At 37.7% G+C, this 13,686-nt stretch carries 11 protein-coding genes; 9 read left to right on the top strand and 2 right to left on the bottom strand.

Annotated features, from left to right (window positions below; translation table 11 throughout):
- From LI951_RS06645 to LI951_RS06625, 5 genes are all read left to right on the top strand, one after another.
- Nucleotides 1-753: a class I SAM-dependent methyltransferase gene (locus LI951_RS06645; RefSeq protein ID WP_229441646.1), complete on the top strand. Its 753-nt coding sequence runs from the start codon at nt 1-3 to the stop codon at nt 751-753.
- 611 nt (nt 754-1,364) lie between these two features.
- The gene (locus LI951_RS06640; protein ID WP_202067171.1) at nt 1,365-1,865 is read left to right on the top strand and encodes an RNA polymerase sigma factor; all 501 of its coding nucleotides are present in this window, start codon (nt 1,365-1,367) and stop codon (nt 1,863-1,865) included.
- Nucleotides 1,862-2,422: a hypothetical protein gene (locus LI951_RS06635; protein ID WP_229441645.1), complete on the top strand. Its 561-nt coding sequence runs from the start codon at nt 1,862-1,864 to the stop codon at nt 2,420-2,422. The genes LI951_RS06640 and LI951_RS06635 overlap by 4 nt, the downstream gene beginning before the upstream one ends.
- 70 nt (nt 2,423-2,492) lie before the next feature.
- Nucleotides 2,493-4,865, top strand: a complete 2,373-nt coding sequence (locus tag LI951_RS06630) for a transglutaminase domain-containing protein (protein WP_229441644.1) — start codon at nt 2,493-2,495, stop codon at nt 4,863-4,865.
- A 1,050-nt stretch (nt 4,866-5,915) separates the two neighbouring features.
- Entirely contained in the window at nt 5,916-7,223 is a 1,308-nt protein-coding gene (locus LI951_RS06625) for an MFS transporter (protein ID WP_229441643.1), read from the top strand.
- 1,487 nt (nt 7,224-8,710) lie between these two features.
- Here the strand turns inward: LI951_RS06625 and LI951_RS06620 are convergent.
- Nucleotides 8,711-9,742: a lactonase family protein gene (locus tag LI951_RS06620; RefSeq protein ID WP_202067167.1), complete on the bottom strand. Its 1,032-nt coding sequence runs from the start codon at nt 9,740-9,742 to the stop codon at nt 8,711-8,713.
- Between the two features lie 193 nt (nt 9,743-9,935).
- Between LI951_RS06620 and clpX the strand changes: the two genes are divergently transcribed.
- Both clpX and yihA read left to right on the top strand, forming a co-directional pair.
- Nucleotides 9,936-11,186 (top strand): ATP-dependent Clp protease ATP-binding subunit ClpX, encoded by a 1,251-nt coding sequence (gene clpX, locus LI951_RS06615; protein WP_202067166.1) that lies wholly within the window; start codon nt 9,936-9,938, stop codon nt 11,184-11,186.
- A 220-nt stretch (nt 11,187-11,406) separates the two neighbouring features.
- The gene (yihA, locus tag LI951_RS06610) at nt 11,407-11,988 is read left to right on the top strand and encodes a ribosome biogenesis GTP-binding protein YihA/YsxC (RefSeq protein WP_202067165.1); all 582 of its coding nucleotides are present in this window, start codon (nt 11,407-11,409) and stop codon (nt 11,986-11,988) included.
- Nucleotides 11,989-12,039: 51 nt separating this feature from the next.
- Here yihA and LI951_RS15095 read toward each other — a convergent pair whose 3' ends face one another.
- Nucleotides 12,040-12,174 carry an SPJ_0845 family protein gene (locus LI951_RS15095; RefSeq protein ID WP_267491492.1) on the bottom strand — a complete coding sequence of 45 codons (135 nt, stop codon included), beginning with the start codon at nt 12,172-12,174 and terminating at the stop codon, nt 12,040-12,042.
- 186 nt (nt 12,175-12,360) lie between these two features.
- On the opposite strand from LI951_RS15095, the gene yidD reads away from it, so the two are divergent.
- Complete coding sequence (yidD, locus tag LI951_RS06605; protein ID WP_229441642.1) at nt 12,361-12,645, top strand: membrane protein insertion efficiency factor YidD; 285 nt, start codon at nt 12,361-12,363, stop codon at nt 12,643-12,645.
- A 19-nt stretch (nt 12,646-12,664) separates the two neighbouring features.
- Nucleotides 12,665-13,534 carry an ROK family protein gene (locus LI951_RS06600; protein ID WP_202067163.1) on the top strand — a complete coding sequence of 290 codons (870 nt, stop codon included), beginning with the start codon at nt 12,665-12,667 and terminating at the stop codon, nt 13,532-13,534.
- Nucleotides 13,535-13,686: the final 152 nt, after the last annotated feature.

Here is a 13,686-nt window from a genome sequence, read left to right as displayed (position 1 = left end):
ATGGCTGGAAAACAGGTAGGTCATACATTTTTGGCTAAACTGGGGAAGAAGCGGCTTCGTCCCGGTGGATTGGAGGCAACGCAATGGTTATTGTCTGAAGGAAATTTTTCCAGTGAAAGTAAAGTTCTTGAAGTTGCCTGCAATATGGGAACAACATTGGTGGAGGTTGCGCAGAAATATCATTGTGAAATTATCGGTGTGGACTTGGATAAGAAAGCGCTCGAAAAGGCAAAACAGAACATCCAGAAGGCCGGTCTTCTGGATACAGTCAGCGTTCAATCCGGAAATGCATTAAAACTTCCCTTTGAAGATAATACATTTGATATCGTTATTAATGAAGCCATGCTGACAATGCTGGATAATAGCTCGAAAGCAAAAGCGCTGAAAGAATACTACCGTGTGTTAAAGCCGGGAGGAAAGCTGTTAACACACGATATTAGTTTGTCGGAACCCAATGAGCAGTTGGTGAATGATCTTAGCCGTGCGATAAACATGCGGGTAGCTCCATTAACATTGGACAGCTGGCAAAAGCAGTATGCGGATGCCGGTTTTCGAAAGGTCAAGTATCAGACAGGAGCCATGTCATTAATGAATCCTAGAGGAATGATTCGTGATGAAGGATTTCGCGGAGCGTTCATGCTTATCAAAAACGGCTTGAAAAAAGAGAATAGAGAACAGTTTATGACAATGTTCCGCTATTTTAAAAAGGAACAGAAAAATATGCAGTATATTGCCAACTGTGCAGAAAAATAAGCATAGAATAGAAATCAAACAGTGACTGTAATTGAAGCAATGGTTTTGTTTATCGGTAGTAAAAGGAGTTGCTTTTGTCCCGCCGTTTATTCGGGTTTAGGTATGAAGAGAGTTTGGAACTTTGATTCTGTTCCAAACTCACCTATTATTATGTGTCACAAAATAGTCACATAAATTTCATCATAGAAAAATAACTTTATTCCAAAAAATTCATACTTGATCAGTAATATAGAGTTATACCAAATAAGCAAACCCTAATAAACACTTTTTCATTTTTTAACTCCTTTCCCGCCCTCCCCCAAGGGGCGGGTTCTTTTTTTATTTTCATAAAATATATTCAATTAATCATCTTAAAATGTCGAAACAACAATATTACAATAGAGCCCTGAGTGCAGAAAATGTCTTTTGCATTCAAGGGTTATTTGCCCTCAAGCTTTCTCAAAAACTCTATTGAAATAAGTAAATATTGGAAATTCCTTTTTAAAGATTGCAGACAACTGCAAGTCTGAGTCTGGTATAATAAATAATTGTTTGGAGTAATATTTAATAAATTTATACTGGAACCGGGTAACTTTTCTACGGTTAAGGGGTATTTATAGTAAGGAGGAAACATGAGAAAGGAAGAAGGAGAGCTGTTGGGTGCTGAAGAACTGCTTGATGAATATGCGGATATGGTTTATCGTATCGCCTTTGTTCAAATGAAGCAATCCAGCGATGCCGATGATATATTTCAGGAAGTATTTTTGCGTCTGGTAGAACATATACATACACTGAAAAGTAAAGAGCATGCGAAGCACTGGCTGATTCGAGTCACCATTAATTGTTGTAAAAAATATTTTGATACTTCATGGAGTAAAAAAAGAGTGGGAATGGATGAGTATTTGCTGGAACAAAAGACGATTTCTCAGGATGAAAATGTTGAGAATCTTTTAGAGGCATGTCTTTCTTTAGGTGAAGATCAACGAACGGTGATTCATTTGTTTTATTTTGAAGGCTATTCTGTCAGAGAAATCAGCCAGTTGCTGGAGCTGTCGGAATCTGCGGTTAAGACCAGATTATCTCGAGCAAGAGATGCATTGCGATTAAAAATGAAGGGAGATTTTTTTGAATGAAAGACGAATATAAAAAACAGTTGAATCAAATTAAAGCTCCCAAAAGTTTAATCGAGAAGACCAGACTTGAGCTGAGAGAACGTGAAGAACAAAAAAAGCAGGAAGTACCTCCAAAAACAGACATAAAAGAACAACCTGTTTCTTTACCTGTAAAAAGAAAGCTCTCACAATCGGTTCGCTTTGCGATATTGGCAGCAGTTCTTGTTATTATAGCTGGTGCAGGCAGTTATGGGTATTATCAATCCCAGCATTCACTTCGCATAGCATTTGTTGAACAGGAGAGCGATACTTTTTCGATAGACAAAAATTTCGGTCAAATTGGTGGAAGTAAAAATGAAAATATTGAAGTCAGTAAAGGCAGAAGCAGCAAAGTAATTCCGGATTTTCTGAGAGAAACAGAGCCAAATAAGCTTAATGAAATAGATGTTTGGCTGGCAAAGAATGAAGAGAATATTTTTTTTGCCGGCTATCAAAAAGACGGAATCTATTACTTTATTCAGGCAAAGGAAATTTCTGAAACAGAATTTTTAGCGTATATAAAAGACAGACTTGAATAAAAAGTGATTTTACCTGTAACCTTTTTTGAGTTTAAAAGGTATTACTGGTAGAAAGGCGGAAAAGAGGAAGATGAAAAATAAAATTTTTGTGGTGTTGGCGGGAATAACTCTAATATTGGGGGGATGTCAGGGGACAAAGAGGGCAGCTGAAAAAGATGAATCAGCAGGAAACGAAATATCTTCGACTAAGCTTGCTTTAGATATCAAGAATAAATACGATGAAGCCTATATCTATTCTGAAGAAAGACTGATGGTTGAACGTGATGAACCGCTCAAAATAGAAATCGGATTTGACCCTGAAGAATTAGGAATGAAGAATTACACGGAAGTTGTTGAAGTGTTCCAGGATCCGGAGTTGACACAATCGCTGGGTACAGGATTTGAAATGGACGAAGAACGGACACAAATTGAAGTGCTGCCGCCGAAAACAGCGCCCGCTTCTATATCTTCTTCTGATTTGGATAAAAATTCCTATGGCTATGATAGTGCTGAGTACACTTTGTTTGATAAAGGGGAATATGGAGATTGGGGAAACTTACAGCAGTATTATATGATCGTCCGTGTAGATTTGGACACTGGCGAAAAGCTTGAGAAACCAATCGTAACACTCTTTTCAGTAATTCATGAAATTCCCGATTCATTGCGTTTGAAGATGAAAATCAATGAAGAGGGAATGCCGGAATATTCTTGGAATGAAGTGGAAGATGCAGAATATTACTATATTTTGGATCTCGATTATACTGAGAAAAATGGGTATCGATGGAGCGGTTCTGTCAGAGCGCAGACAGAAGAGACGACCTGGACGCCTGAGAATGTTGCCTATTTACGAACGTATTCAGTTTCTGAGTACGAACGTCGGAAAGATTACAACATTGAAAAATATGGTGAAGGGGATGAACCGATTTATAAGGATCAGACATACCAAAGTAATTATGCTGTGATTGCTGTATCTAAAGACGGAACATCAGCAATCAGTAATGCGATGGATATTGCTTCGATGGCGGAACGTATACCTTCCAATGAAGAAATTGATCTGAGTAATGAAGAAGAAGGTAAATTAAGAGCGGATTCTTATAGTCAGCTGCCTTCTTATCGCTGGGTGACCATGTGCGACGGCTCTCTTGTTCAGAAGCTCGTTACTTATGAAGTATCTAAGGCGAAAGTTGCAACAGAGTCTATTTACTCGTATGAAAAAGAAGATATGTCCGATATGACTGCCGAAAAAGTAGAGGTAGTGGTGATTCCCTATACAATAGATGGAACTGGTTTTTCAGGGAAAGCAAGAGTGGAAACCTTTAAGCAAAAAACGCTAGAGGATGATTTGTCTGCTTTGGAAACTCGGCAGAACTTGTTGCGCAGTCGGGCAGGAACAACTGAAATGGAAGTTGTTCCTGAAGCTGAAGCAGAGACAGAGGATGAAAAAGAATCATCTGACAGTATTCAGGAAACAACCGATAAAATCACTGCAAACAGTGCACTTAGTGAGTACCTGGCGATTCATATGATTTCCGGCAAGACAACGATTGATCTAAAAGATTTTCCCGAAGCACGAGATCAGACTTATTTGGCGGATGCCTGGATGGAAGCAATTTATCAAAACCCATTAATTTTGGGTGCTGAAGGGGCCTCAATTTCAGATGACGGCATGAAAATAATGATTCGTTATAATATGGATACTTCTGCAATGAAGAAGAAGCAAAAAGAATTAAGAGCTGAAGTAAAAAAAGTTGTTAAAGAGATCATTACGGATAAAATGAGTGATCTTGAAAAAGAGTATGCAATCAATCAGTATCTTTGTGAAATTGCTGAATATGACAATGCTGCTTTGGAAAATGCGGAAGAAAATGATTTTGTGACAGTTGATGAAGCGTTTAACGATTCATTTACGCCTTATGGAGTTTTGATTAATAAAGTTGGCGTTTGTGCCAGCTATGCCAGTGCTTTTAAGCTTCTGGCAGATGAAGCTGGGCTTGAAACGATTGTTGTTACTGGTTATCTGGATGGAGATCTTCCACATGCCTGGAACAAGGTCAAAGTAAATGGGGAATGGAATGTTCTGGACAGTACCAATAATGATAATGAATTACTGAATAATGTCTTGCTCAATGTTTCCGGAAAAGCATCAAAGCGAGTATTGGTGGAAGACAGCCTTTATGTCCTTGATAAAAACCTTTTAGATTATGAAATTACGGAAGATGTAGCCGATAAAGAATTTTATCATGTAGAAGAGAAATTTTTTGATGAGGATAAAATTTCTGATAAGCTGGTTGATTCTTTGGAAAAAGAAGGTCTGGCAGTTTTGCGTACATCCTATGATTTGGATGATCAGCGATTTGCGGTGATTGCAGAGAAGGTACTCAGTAAAACCAAGAATGAAGAACTGCAGGGCTTTTACTGGATGGGTGTTATTTACATGGATGATGGGAGTCACTCCTTTGAATAATTCTTCATCTATATAAAAAAGGATACAAATAGAAAAATAAAAAAGGTAATGGTTGAAAAGGAACGTTGAATGGTCAAAATCTTGAAAGAGCGAACAGTTTCTGGACAGCTGTCAGCTTTTAAGTTTTGAATATTTTTGAGACAAAAATGAAGGTGACGGAGACTGTTGTTGGTCTGACTCACGCTTTCTTAAGCAGGGGATACTTTAAAAAGGGAAATCCTTTTCCTGCTGATCTCAAAACAGGATTGAAAATTAGGCAGATGAGAGCTGTTTTTCCATAATTGATTTTTTGTGGGAGTAGAAAATCAGTTTGATGGAGAAGCTGCTTCTCTGTCTAAAAAATTTTAAAAGAACTATCCCTCTAACTAAAAAAGCTGTACAGACATTTAGGTTTGTACGGCTTTTTAGTAGATTAAAAAGTTGGTTGTATCTTAATAGGATTGAATTGTTCCGCTTGTCGAAGATCAGAGTGGAAATGATCCAATATTAGTTTTTTTCTTGTCTCTCCCAATACAATAAGGTACGATTAAAGAGGAACAGAATTCGAGGAAAGGGGCCGGCTCTCATGTTATATAAAAAAGCAGGAATTCACTCAATAAGAATGAGAATAACCTAAGTCTCTTCTGATTTTGGAAAACATTCCGATATCAGAAGATTCTTTCGAAGCATAGGGGTATTGAAAAAAGTGATTTTTCAAACTTTCTTTTTGCTTCTCAAGCAGGAGCACGATTGGACTGTGACATAAGTATATCTGAGATCCTAAAACCGAATAAACGGTGTTCCAGAAGCTGTCTCTTCGGAAATAAGTCGAACGATACTGAAAATATGAGTAGCTCCAGGGAGGTATCAATTCACAGCTAGTCATTTTATGACTAGTGTTCCTTGACAATTTTCGTATATTCCGACTTATTGTCATAAATCACTACGATTGACTCGTCAGAGTAGATGATGCATGATACCTACCGGGTTCTTGAGACAGAACACTTCTGTCACAACCTCGATTGCGTTCTATCACTATTTCATGAAAGAATAAATATTAGGAGTGTTTTTATGACTGAGAATATTATGATTCCTCCTCACTGGAGAAAAAATATCTATCTATTTCTTACTGGACAATTTTTATCTGGAATAACCAGCATGATTGTTCAGTATTCAATTATCTGGTATCTGACGAAAGCGACCGGATCGGCAACCATCCTCAGCTTTGCGACATTAGTGGGCATGATTCCAATGGTTTTGTTAAGTCCGTTTGTTGGACCTTTTGTCGATCGGTTGAATAAAAAAACTATTTTAATCGTTACAGATATTATTGTTGCGATTTTCGCACTGATTTTAGCAGTTTCAGGAACTCTTGCTGATGAGTTTCCTCTTTGGCTGGTTTTCGTTTCGTTATTTATGCGTGCTGTAGCTCAAACATTCCAGATGCCGATCATTCAGTCGATTTTACCGACCATGGTTCCTGAAGAAGAGCTGACAAAAGTAAATGGTCAGCTGGGCATGGTTCAATCTGCCAATTTTATCATTGCGCCGGCTCTGGGAGCCTTTCTTTTCACCATTATGCCGATGAATTTGTTGATTATGCTGGATGTATTGGGCGCATTTTTGGGCGTAGGGCTGTTAATTTTTGTAACTATTCCAAGAATTGTTTCTGAAGGGGAAAAAATACATCTTTTGGCAGATACGAAGTTTGGTCTAAAAAAACTGATGGAAAACAAAGGTCTTTGGTACATCACTATTATTGGTGCTGTATTTATGCTGATTTTCATGCCGGCAGCCAGTCTTTATCCCTTGATGACAATGAATTACTTTGGAGGAACAGTAGGGCAGGCTGGTTTGGTTGAAGTCATCTATGCAGTAGGAATGTTGGCAGGCGGTGCAGTTATAGGTGTTTTTGGAAACTGGAAAGATCGAATGAAGCCTATATTTTTTGCGTATTTTGTGATTGGACTGACGATTGGTGCCAGCGGCTTGCTTCCTGGAACGAATAGAGGATTCATGCTCTTCATCATTTTGAATGCAATCGCCGGTTTCGCAACGCCTTATTTCAATACATTGCTGATGACAATGATCCAGCAAAGCTACGAACCTAAATATCTTGGTCGAGTATTAGGTGTATTGAATTCACTGATGAGTATTACCGGTCCTGTAGGTTTAATTATGGCAGGACCGCTGGCAGATAATATAGGAGTAGAAAAAATGTTTTTAATTGCAGGAATTGGTACACTACTTTGCGGTATTCTTAATTACCTCATTCCTGCTGCGCGGAATTATGATAAAGAGCTGCAAAAACGTTTGAAGAAAAGACATAATAAAGAGGAGATAGCAGAAGAAAATCTCTTAGGCAGAATAGATGAATAATTGTCTGATGTAAACGGCACTAAACTGTTAGAGAATAAAACTAATACAGAATAATTGGTTAAAAGCAGATTAAAGAAGAGCAGAAGAGAATTAGTGTACTGCTTTTAAACAATGAATAGACTTATTCTATATGTCACGATGCCTGATTGGAAAGAAGTCATCCTCTGATAAAAAAGAAACTGTTTTTACAGTGAAACTTGAAAGAGCCTTATAAAGTTTCCTGTAGCTTGAACAGTTTCTTTTTTGATTTATTTTGGAAAGGGAATTAAAATAGAAAAATTTGGAAATAATATCAGTAAAAGAAAAACTAAAAAATAACACACACCGAATAGGTAGTAATTCTTTTAAGGTAGAAAATTAGTTGAAAAGCACTGTTTATAAAAGTGGGGCTTTTGTACCGCCATTTATTCGGGGTTAGATACAAAGAGAGTTTGAATCTCAATGAACAAATCTCAGAGCATGGATTAGCGGTTTTGTGAACGTATGGGATACAGGTTATTAATATCATCTGTTCCTCTCCTTCGGTAATTCTCAATGATTCAACTGTCGTTGGCTTGATCACTTCAATTCCTCATATCTTGTAGGAAAGCTTCTGAATCTAAAATCGACAGAATAAAAATATCTCCTGCTTCCAGTTCCGATAAATTGGTTAAAAATGTATTGTTTAGCAGTCCTCTATGAACTGAAATCACAGAATATAGTGCATACATGATTAATTCTTATCAATTGGTGGTGCATGGATATCGTGTACTTTAGATAGAAGAAACAGCTAATGAAATCAGATAGGTCGAAACTACTTCTGGAAACAATCAGATTATTATCTTGGCTATTACAGAATTTTCCAATTTATCTTACTTCATTCTTTTTATATAAAGTCATTAAAAAAAGAATGAGTGTGTCATGAAAAAGAAGAATAGCAGAAAAGAGGGGATGGAAGAATATTCGCGTTCTCTCAAGTTGTCTCTGGGGGATTGAATATAAGCGGATTTTAGAGAAGAAATTGTCTGAAAACCAGTATACTCAAGATATTTCGGAAGTAATGTTTCCCAGGTACGATAATAGCAGTTATTACTGAACAACTCCTGATAAATGACTGATCAAAGGTGCTCCTTTACGTCTAATTTTACCATTTTACGAGTATGCAAAAGAAGATGAACGGTTTTTGGAAGCATTGGCTGCATTGGAAGGAATCATGGAAACTAGGGAGATTGCGGTCATTCGTCAAAGCAAAAATTATCTATCTGTAAAAAGGAACAGCTAAGCAGGCTTGCAACAGAACGTTAACAGAAGATTTTTCAACATTCAAGCAGAAGGTAAACTGAAAAAAGTATCCGTTCAAAAGACAAAAATGTTATTAAGCAATTAAAAATCGGCAAAAAAAGATGAGCCTTCACAATGTATCGATCGTCAAAAAGCTGCTATATTTGACCAACCTTTTGGAACGATTAGGATACATATATTGAAATTGCTCATCTTTTAGTTATTTTCTATTTAAAGTAGACACAAACACATTCCGGTGCATAGATATCTTTTTGAATTACCGTCAGCAGACCGTTTTCTTTGTCTCTGCGATAAAGTGTTAAATTATCTGTATTCTGATTGGCAGCAACAACAAATTCTTCAGAGCTGTTCAAAGCAAAATCTCTTGGGAAATCTCCTTCTGTCGAAATCAGTTGAATGAGTTCAACTTCATTTCCGCTCTCGTTGACTGCAAAAACAGCGATTGAATTATGCCCTCTGTTTGAAGCGTAAAGGAAGCGTCCATCTTTTGAAATACGAATGGCAGCACCGCCGTTAAAATCAGTGAAATCTTCAGGCAGTGTAGATAATTTCTGTGTTTGGCTGAATGTTCCATCAGCTGCATTATATGCTAATACAGTTACAGTATTGTCTAATTCGCCAAATAAATACGCAAACTGATTATTTGGATGGAAGACTAAATGACGCGGACCTGTTCCAGGTTCTGCAACATATTGAGCAACCTCTGTCAATTTGCCATCATCATCCACATCATAAGTGTACACACGATCTGTTCCTAAATCACAGACAACAAGTCGTTGATCTGGTGTTAAATCTGTATAATGAACATGGGCATTGTTTTGGTTCTTATGTGGACCAGTTTCCTCGTCGTGAGTAACTATGTCTGCCAGTTCCAGTGATCCGTCAGCCAGTATACGATGAGTATAAACCATGCCTCGGTGATAATTGGCACCATAAAGCAGCTGGCGGTTCTCATCAACGGCAACATAGCAGTGAGGGGCTCCTTTTTCTGTTACTGCATTAATCAGTTTAAAGCTCTTTTCTCCATCTTTTTCGAATGCAGCTGCACCGCCTTCCTCACCCAATTCGATTACTGAATACAAGTTTCCTTTCTTGCTCATGGTTACATAAGTCGGACCATTTCCTTCAGCTGCCAGTTCAACCTCTAAAAGCTGTCCTTTATCTGTATCTAATAGAATTTCATGAATTCCCTTACTAGCTCTTCGAGTGTATGTACCTAGTAAAATTTTTTCCAACATGCATTATGCCCTCCATTTATTAAGTTTTATAAGTTAAACGCTACATCCCATAGTATAACATAAAGAAGATTTATTTAAGAATATCTTTATTCTAAAAACTGCTGCTGCAAAATTCGCATTTTTGTCTTATTTGTGATATGATTCCCTAAGACTGTTCTCTCAGTTACTTTTTATTTTTTAAGGAGGAACATACGTGTACGACAACACAAATAATAATGGACCTGTTCGTTGTTCTTTCTGTGGTAAAACACAGGAGGAAGTAAAGAAAATTGTTGCAGGACCGGGTGTCTATATCTGTAATGAATGTATAGATCTGTGCAAAGAGATTATTGATGAAGAATTTTATGATGAAGCTGTACGTGAATTGACTGATGTTCCTAAGCCTCAGGAGATTTTAGATATTTTAGATCAATATGTCATTGGTCAGGAGCAGGCAAAACGTTCTCTTTCAGTGGCCGTTTATAATCACTATAAACGTGTGAACCATACTGAGAATAATACCTCAGACGATGTTGAGCTACAAAAAAGCAATATTTGCCTGATTGGACCAACGGGTTCCGGTAAAACTTTTCTCGCTCAGACTTTGGCAAGAACATTAAATGTACCATTTGCGATTGCTGATGCAACCAGCTTAACAGAAGCAGGGTATGTAGGAGAAGATGTGGAGAACATTCTGTTGAAACTTCTGCAGGCAGCAGATTATAATGTGGAGCGTGCTGAAAAAGGGATTATCTATATTGATGAAATTGATAAGATTGCCCGTAAAAGCGAAAATGTTTCTATTACAAGAGATGTTTCCGGTGAAGGTGTGCAGCAGGCACTGTTAAAAATTTTGGAAGGGACAGTAGCCAGCGTTCCTCCTCAAGGTGGAAGAAAGCACCCTCATCAGGAGTTTATTCAGATTGATACTACCAATATTTTGTTTATTGTCGGTGGAGCATTTGATGGTATTGAAGGTATCGTTAAAAACCGTCTGGGTGACAAGACTATTGGTTTCGGAACAAACAACAGCAAGCTTTCAGAAGATGAAAGTATTATGCAGCAGATTATCCCGGAAGACCTGCTTAAATTTGGTCTGATTCCTGAATTTATTGGTCGGTTGCCGGTTACTGCTGCTTTGGAAAAACTTACGGTTAATGATCTTGTTCGTATTCTAACTGAACCGAAGAATGCTTTGGTGAAACAGTATCAAAAACTGTTGGCCTTGGACAATACGGAGCTGGAATTCGAGGATGATGCATTACGTGGAATTGCCAAGCAGGCAATTGAGCGGAATACAGGAGCGCGCGGATTAAGATCTATTATTGAAGGAATAATGCTGGATGTCATGTTTGATATCCCATCTGATGAAACAATCAAAAAAGTAATTATTACTGAATTGGCTGTTGAAGGAAAAGGAAAACCAGCGATCATTTACAATAAAAAGGATCAAAAGGCCGGTTAAACAATCGGATTAAAATTGCTTCAGTGAATCATTAATATGCAATTCTAAAGCTGGGAGGAAATATCTGATGGAAGGTATGAATCTCAGCTTTTTTCTATGAATTGAAGCAGTTCGAAAGCTGTCCTGCAGCTCATAACACAGATTAATGAAGTATGGAAGCAGAATAAACTGCATTTTTCTAGAGAAAAATGAAATCATTAATACGAATAAGGAGCTCACCATGAATGTACATAACGCTGAAATTGTAATTAGTGCAGTGTCACCTGCACAATATCCGGATACACAGCTGCCGGAAATAGCATTGGCCGGACGATCCAATGTTGGAAAATCATCATTTATCAATACGTTGATTAATAGAAAAAATCTGGCTAGAACCTCAGGAAAACCTGGGAAGACACAGACACTGAATTTTTATTTGATTGAAGATGCGTTGCATTTTGTCGATGTTCCCGGCTATGGCTATGCAAAAGTGTCAAAAACGGAACGGGCTAAATGGGGGAAAATGATTGAGACGTACATGACACAAAGAGAGCAGTTGAAAGCGGTTGTTTCATTGGTGGATTTACGTCATGCCCCTTCTCAGGAAGATGTTCAAATGTATGAGTTCCTAAAATATTATGATATCCCTGTAATAATTGTTGCAACAAAAGCAGATAAAATACCACGAAGCAAATGGAATAAACACGAAAGTATGGTTAAAAAAACATTGAATTTTGATCCATCTGATGATTTTATCCTCTTTTCTTCAGAAACAAAACAAGGGAAACAGGAAGCCTGGAAAGCAATCGAACAATATTTATAATCTGATTTGCTTGAGTGAATCAAAAAACAGAACAACAACCAGATTTTCTGATTATTGTTCTGTTTCTTTTTGGTCTTCCTTTTTCTCAGCAAGTTCTTCTTGCGGCTTTTCCTTTTTCTTAGGATCAACAGCGAAAGATTCAAATAATCTATCTAAATCATCCACTCGTTCAAATTTTAAACCCATGTTTATTCCTCCATTCACTATGTCATAGTTTAGCACGATTTCGGGTGTTTGAATAGTCCTCGGTACAAGGGGAGGATAAATTTTTAGATTACTTAAACTTATTAATCTATGCAATGATTGAGGACTTGCATAAGTGTGGGAAAAGCGATATAGTTTTTGCGAGCGGGGAAGAAGGGGGAGTAAAAGATGTTTGGAAAAATGATCATTTCTGTCGTTGGTTTCTATCAACGATTTATTTCCCCGGCTTTGGGACCTAGATGCCGCTACCATCCTACTTGTTCAGAATACATGGTGGATGCTGTTCATACACATGGCGGAATTAAGGGCGGTGTTATGGGGATAGCACGAATTTTACGCTGTCACCCATTTGTAAAAGGCGGAATTGATTATGTTCCATTAAAATTCAGTCTGCGTAGAAATCCTGACAAAGAATATCATGGTCCCTATAATTACAGAAAACACAAAAAATAAAGATAGAGGGTGGAGAACAATGGCAATCTTGGCATTTGATTTGGGCGGTTCAGCAGTGAAATATGGTGTGTGGGAGAAGAATGAACTTCATGAAACTGGGAGTTTTGTCACACCTAAAACGTGGAAAGAGATGAAAGCATCCCTTTCCAAAGTGATCAAAGCTGCAACGTACTCTATTGAAGGAATTGGAATGAGTGCTCCGGGAGCTGTTGATGAAGAAAAACGACAAATTCTTGGGATTTCCGCTATTCCCTATATTCATCATTTTGACATTTATGATGAGCTGGAAGAGCTTTTTCAATTACCTGTAACGATCGAGAATGATGCTAATTGTGCGGGTATTGCTGAAATCGCTGAGGGGGCTGCCAAAGGTAAAAAGGAAGTTGCTTTCGTTGTAATCGGTACAGGTATTGGCGGAGCTGTTTTTCATGATGGCAGAATCGTTAAAGGCGCTCATTTATATGGAGGCGAGTTTGGTCTGATGTATTTGAATAACGGAAAGACCTTCAGCTCTCTGGGAACTGCAGTTCAAATGGCTTGGCGTTATTGCGATAGAAAGGGCCTTGACCGTGAAACAGTTTCTGGCAAGGAAGTGTTTCAACTAGCTGAACAGGGAGACGATGTGGCAGCAGAAGAAGTAGAAAATTTCTATGAATATCTGACACAGGGACTTTTCAGTATTCAATTTTCATTAGATCCGGAAATAATTGTTTTAGGCGGCGGGATTTCAGCGAAAGAAGGGCTGCTGGACGAGATCAATGGAAGAATGAAGAAAAAACTGGAACATTTTGAGTTGAAGGATTTTGTTCCGGAAATAGTCATCTGTGATTATCGAAATGATGCAAATTTAGTTGGTGCAGCAGCAAATTTTTTGGAAAAACAAAAATAAGAATAGGGGCGTGGAATAAAATCCTGCGCCTTTATTTTTTTAATAAAGAAAGAGTAACCCCATGTTTCAAAAGAATCATTCAAAATGATTTTTCTTGCATTGACTTGTAGCTCCTAATTATTTTTTTGAGCTGATTCGAAAAAAATGCTTAA

The sequence above is a fragment of the Enterococcus sp. BWT-B8 genome, from assembly GCF_020567625.1.
Taxonomy (GTDB): domain Bacteria; phylum Bacillota; class Bacilli; order Lactobacillales; family Enterococcaceae; genus Enterococcus_L.
Note: the sequence above shows the minus strand (reverse complement) of the source record. Positions and strands in the feature narration are given on the sequence as shown.

Bases quoted from the DNA above. Each gene is read 5' to 3' on its own strand.
- LI951_RS06645 (WP_229441646.1), top strand. From the start codon at position 1: ATGGCTGGAAAACAGGTAGGTCATACATTTTTGGCTAAACTGGGGAAG.
- LI951_RS06640 (WP_202067171.1), top strand. From the start codon at position 1,365: ATGAGAAAGGAAGAAGGAGAGCTGTTGGGTGCTGAAGAACTGCTTGAT.
- LI951_RS06635 (WP_229441645.1), top strand. From the start codon at position 1,862: ATGAAAGACGAATATAAAAAACAGTTGAATCAAATTAAAGCTCCCAAA.
- LI951_RS06630 (WP_229441644.1), top strand. From the start codon at position 2,493: ATGAAAAATAAAATTTTTGTGGTGTTGGCGGGAATAACTCTAATATTG.
- LI951_RS06625 (WP_229441643.1), top strand. From the start codon at position 5,916: ATGACTGAGAATATTATGATTCCTCCTCACTGGAGAAAAAATATCTAT.
- LI951_RS06620 (WP_202067167.1), bottom strand. From the start codon at position 9,742: ATGTTGGAAAAAATTTTACTAGGTACATACACTCGAAGAGCTAGTAAG.
- yihA (WP_202067165.1), top strand. From the start codon at position 11,407: ATGAATGTACATAACGCTGAAATTGTAATTAGTGCAGTGTCACCTGCA.
- LI951_RS15095 (WP_267491492.1), bottom strand. From the start codon at position 12,174: ATGGGTTTAAAATTTGAACGAGTGGATGATTTAGATAGATTATTTGAA.
- yidD (WP_229441642.1), top strand. From the start codon at position 12,361: ATGTTTGGAAAAATGATCATTTCTGTCGTTGGTTTCTATCAACGATTT.
- LI951_RS06600 (WP_202067163.1), top strand. From the start codon at position 12,665: ATGGCAATCTTGGCATTTGATTTGGGCGGTTCAGCAGTGAAATATGGT.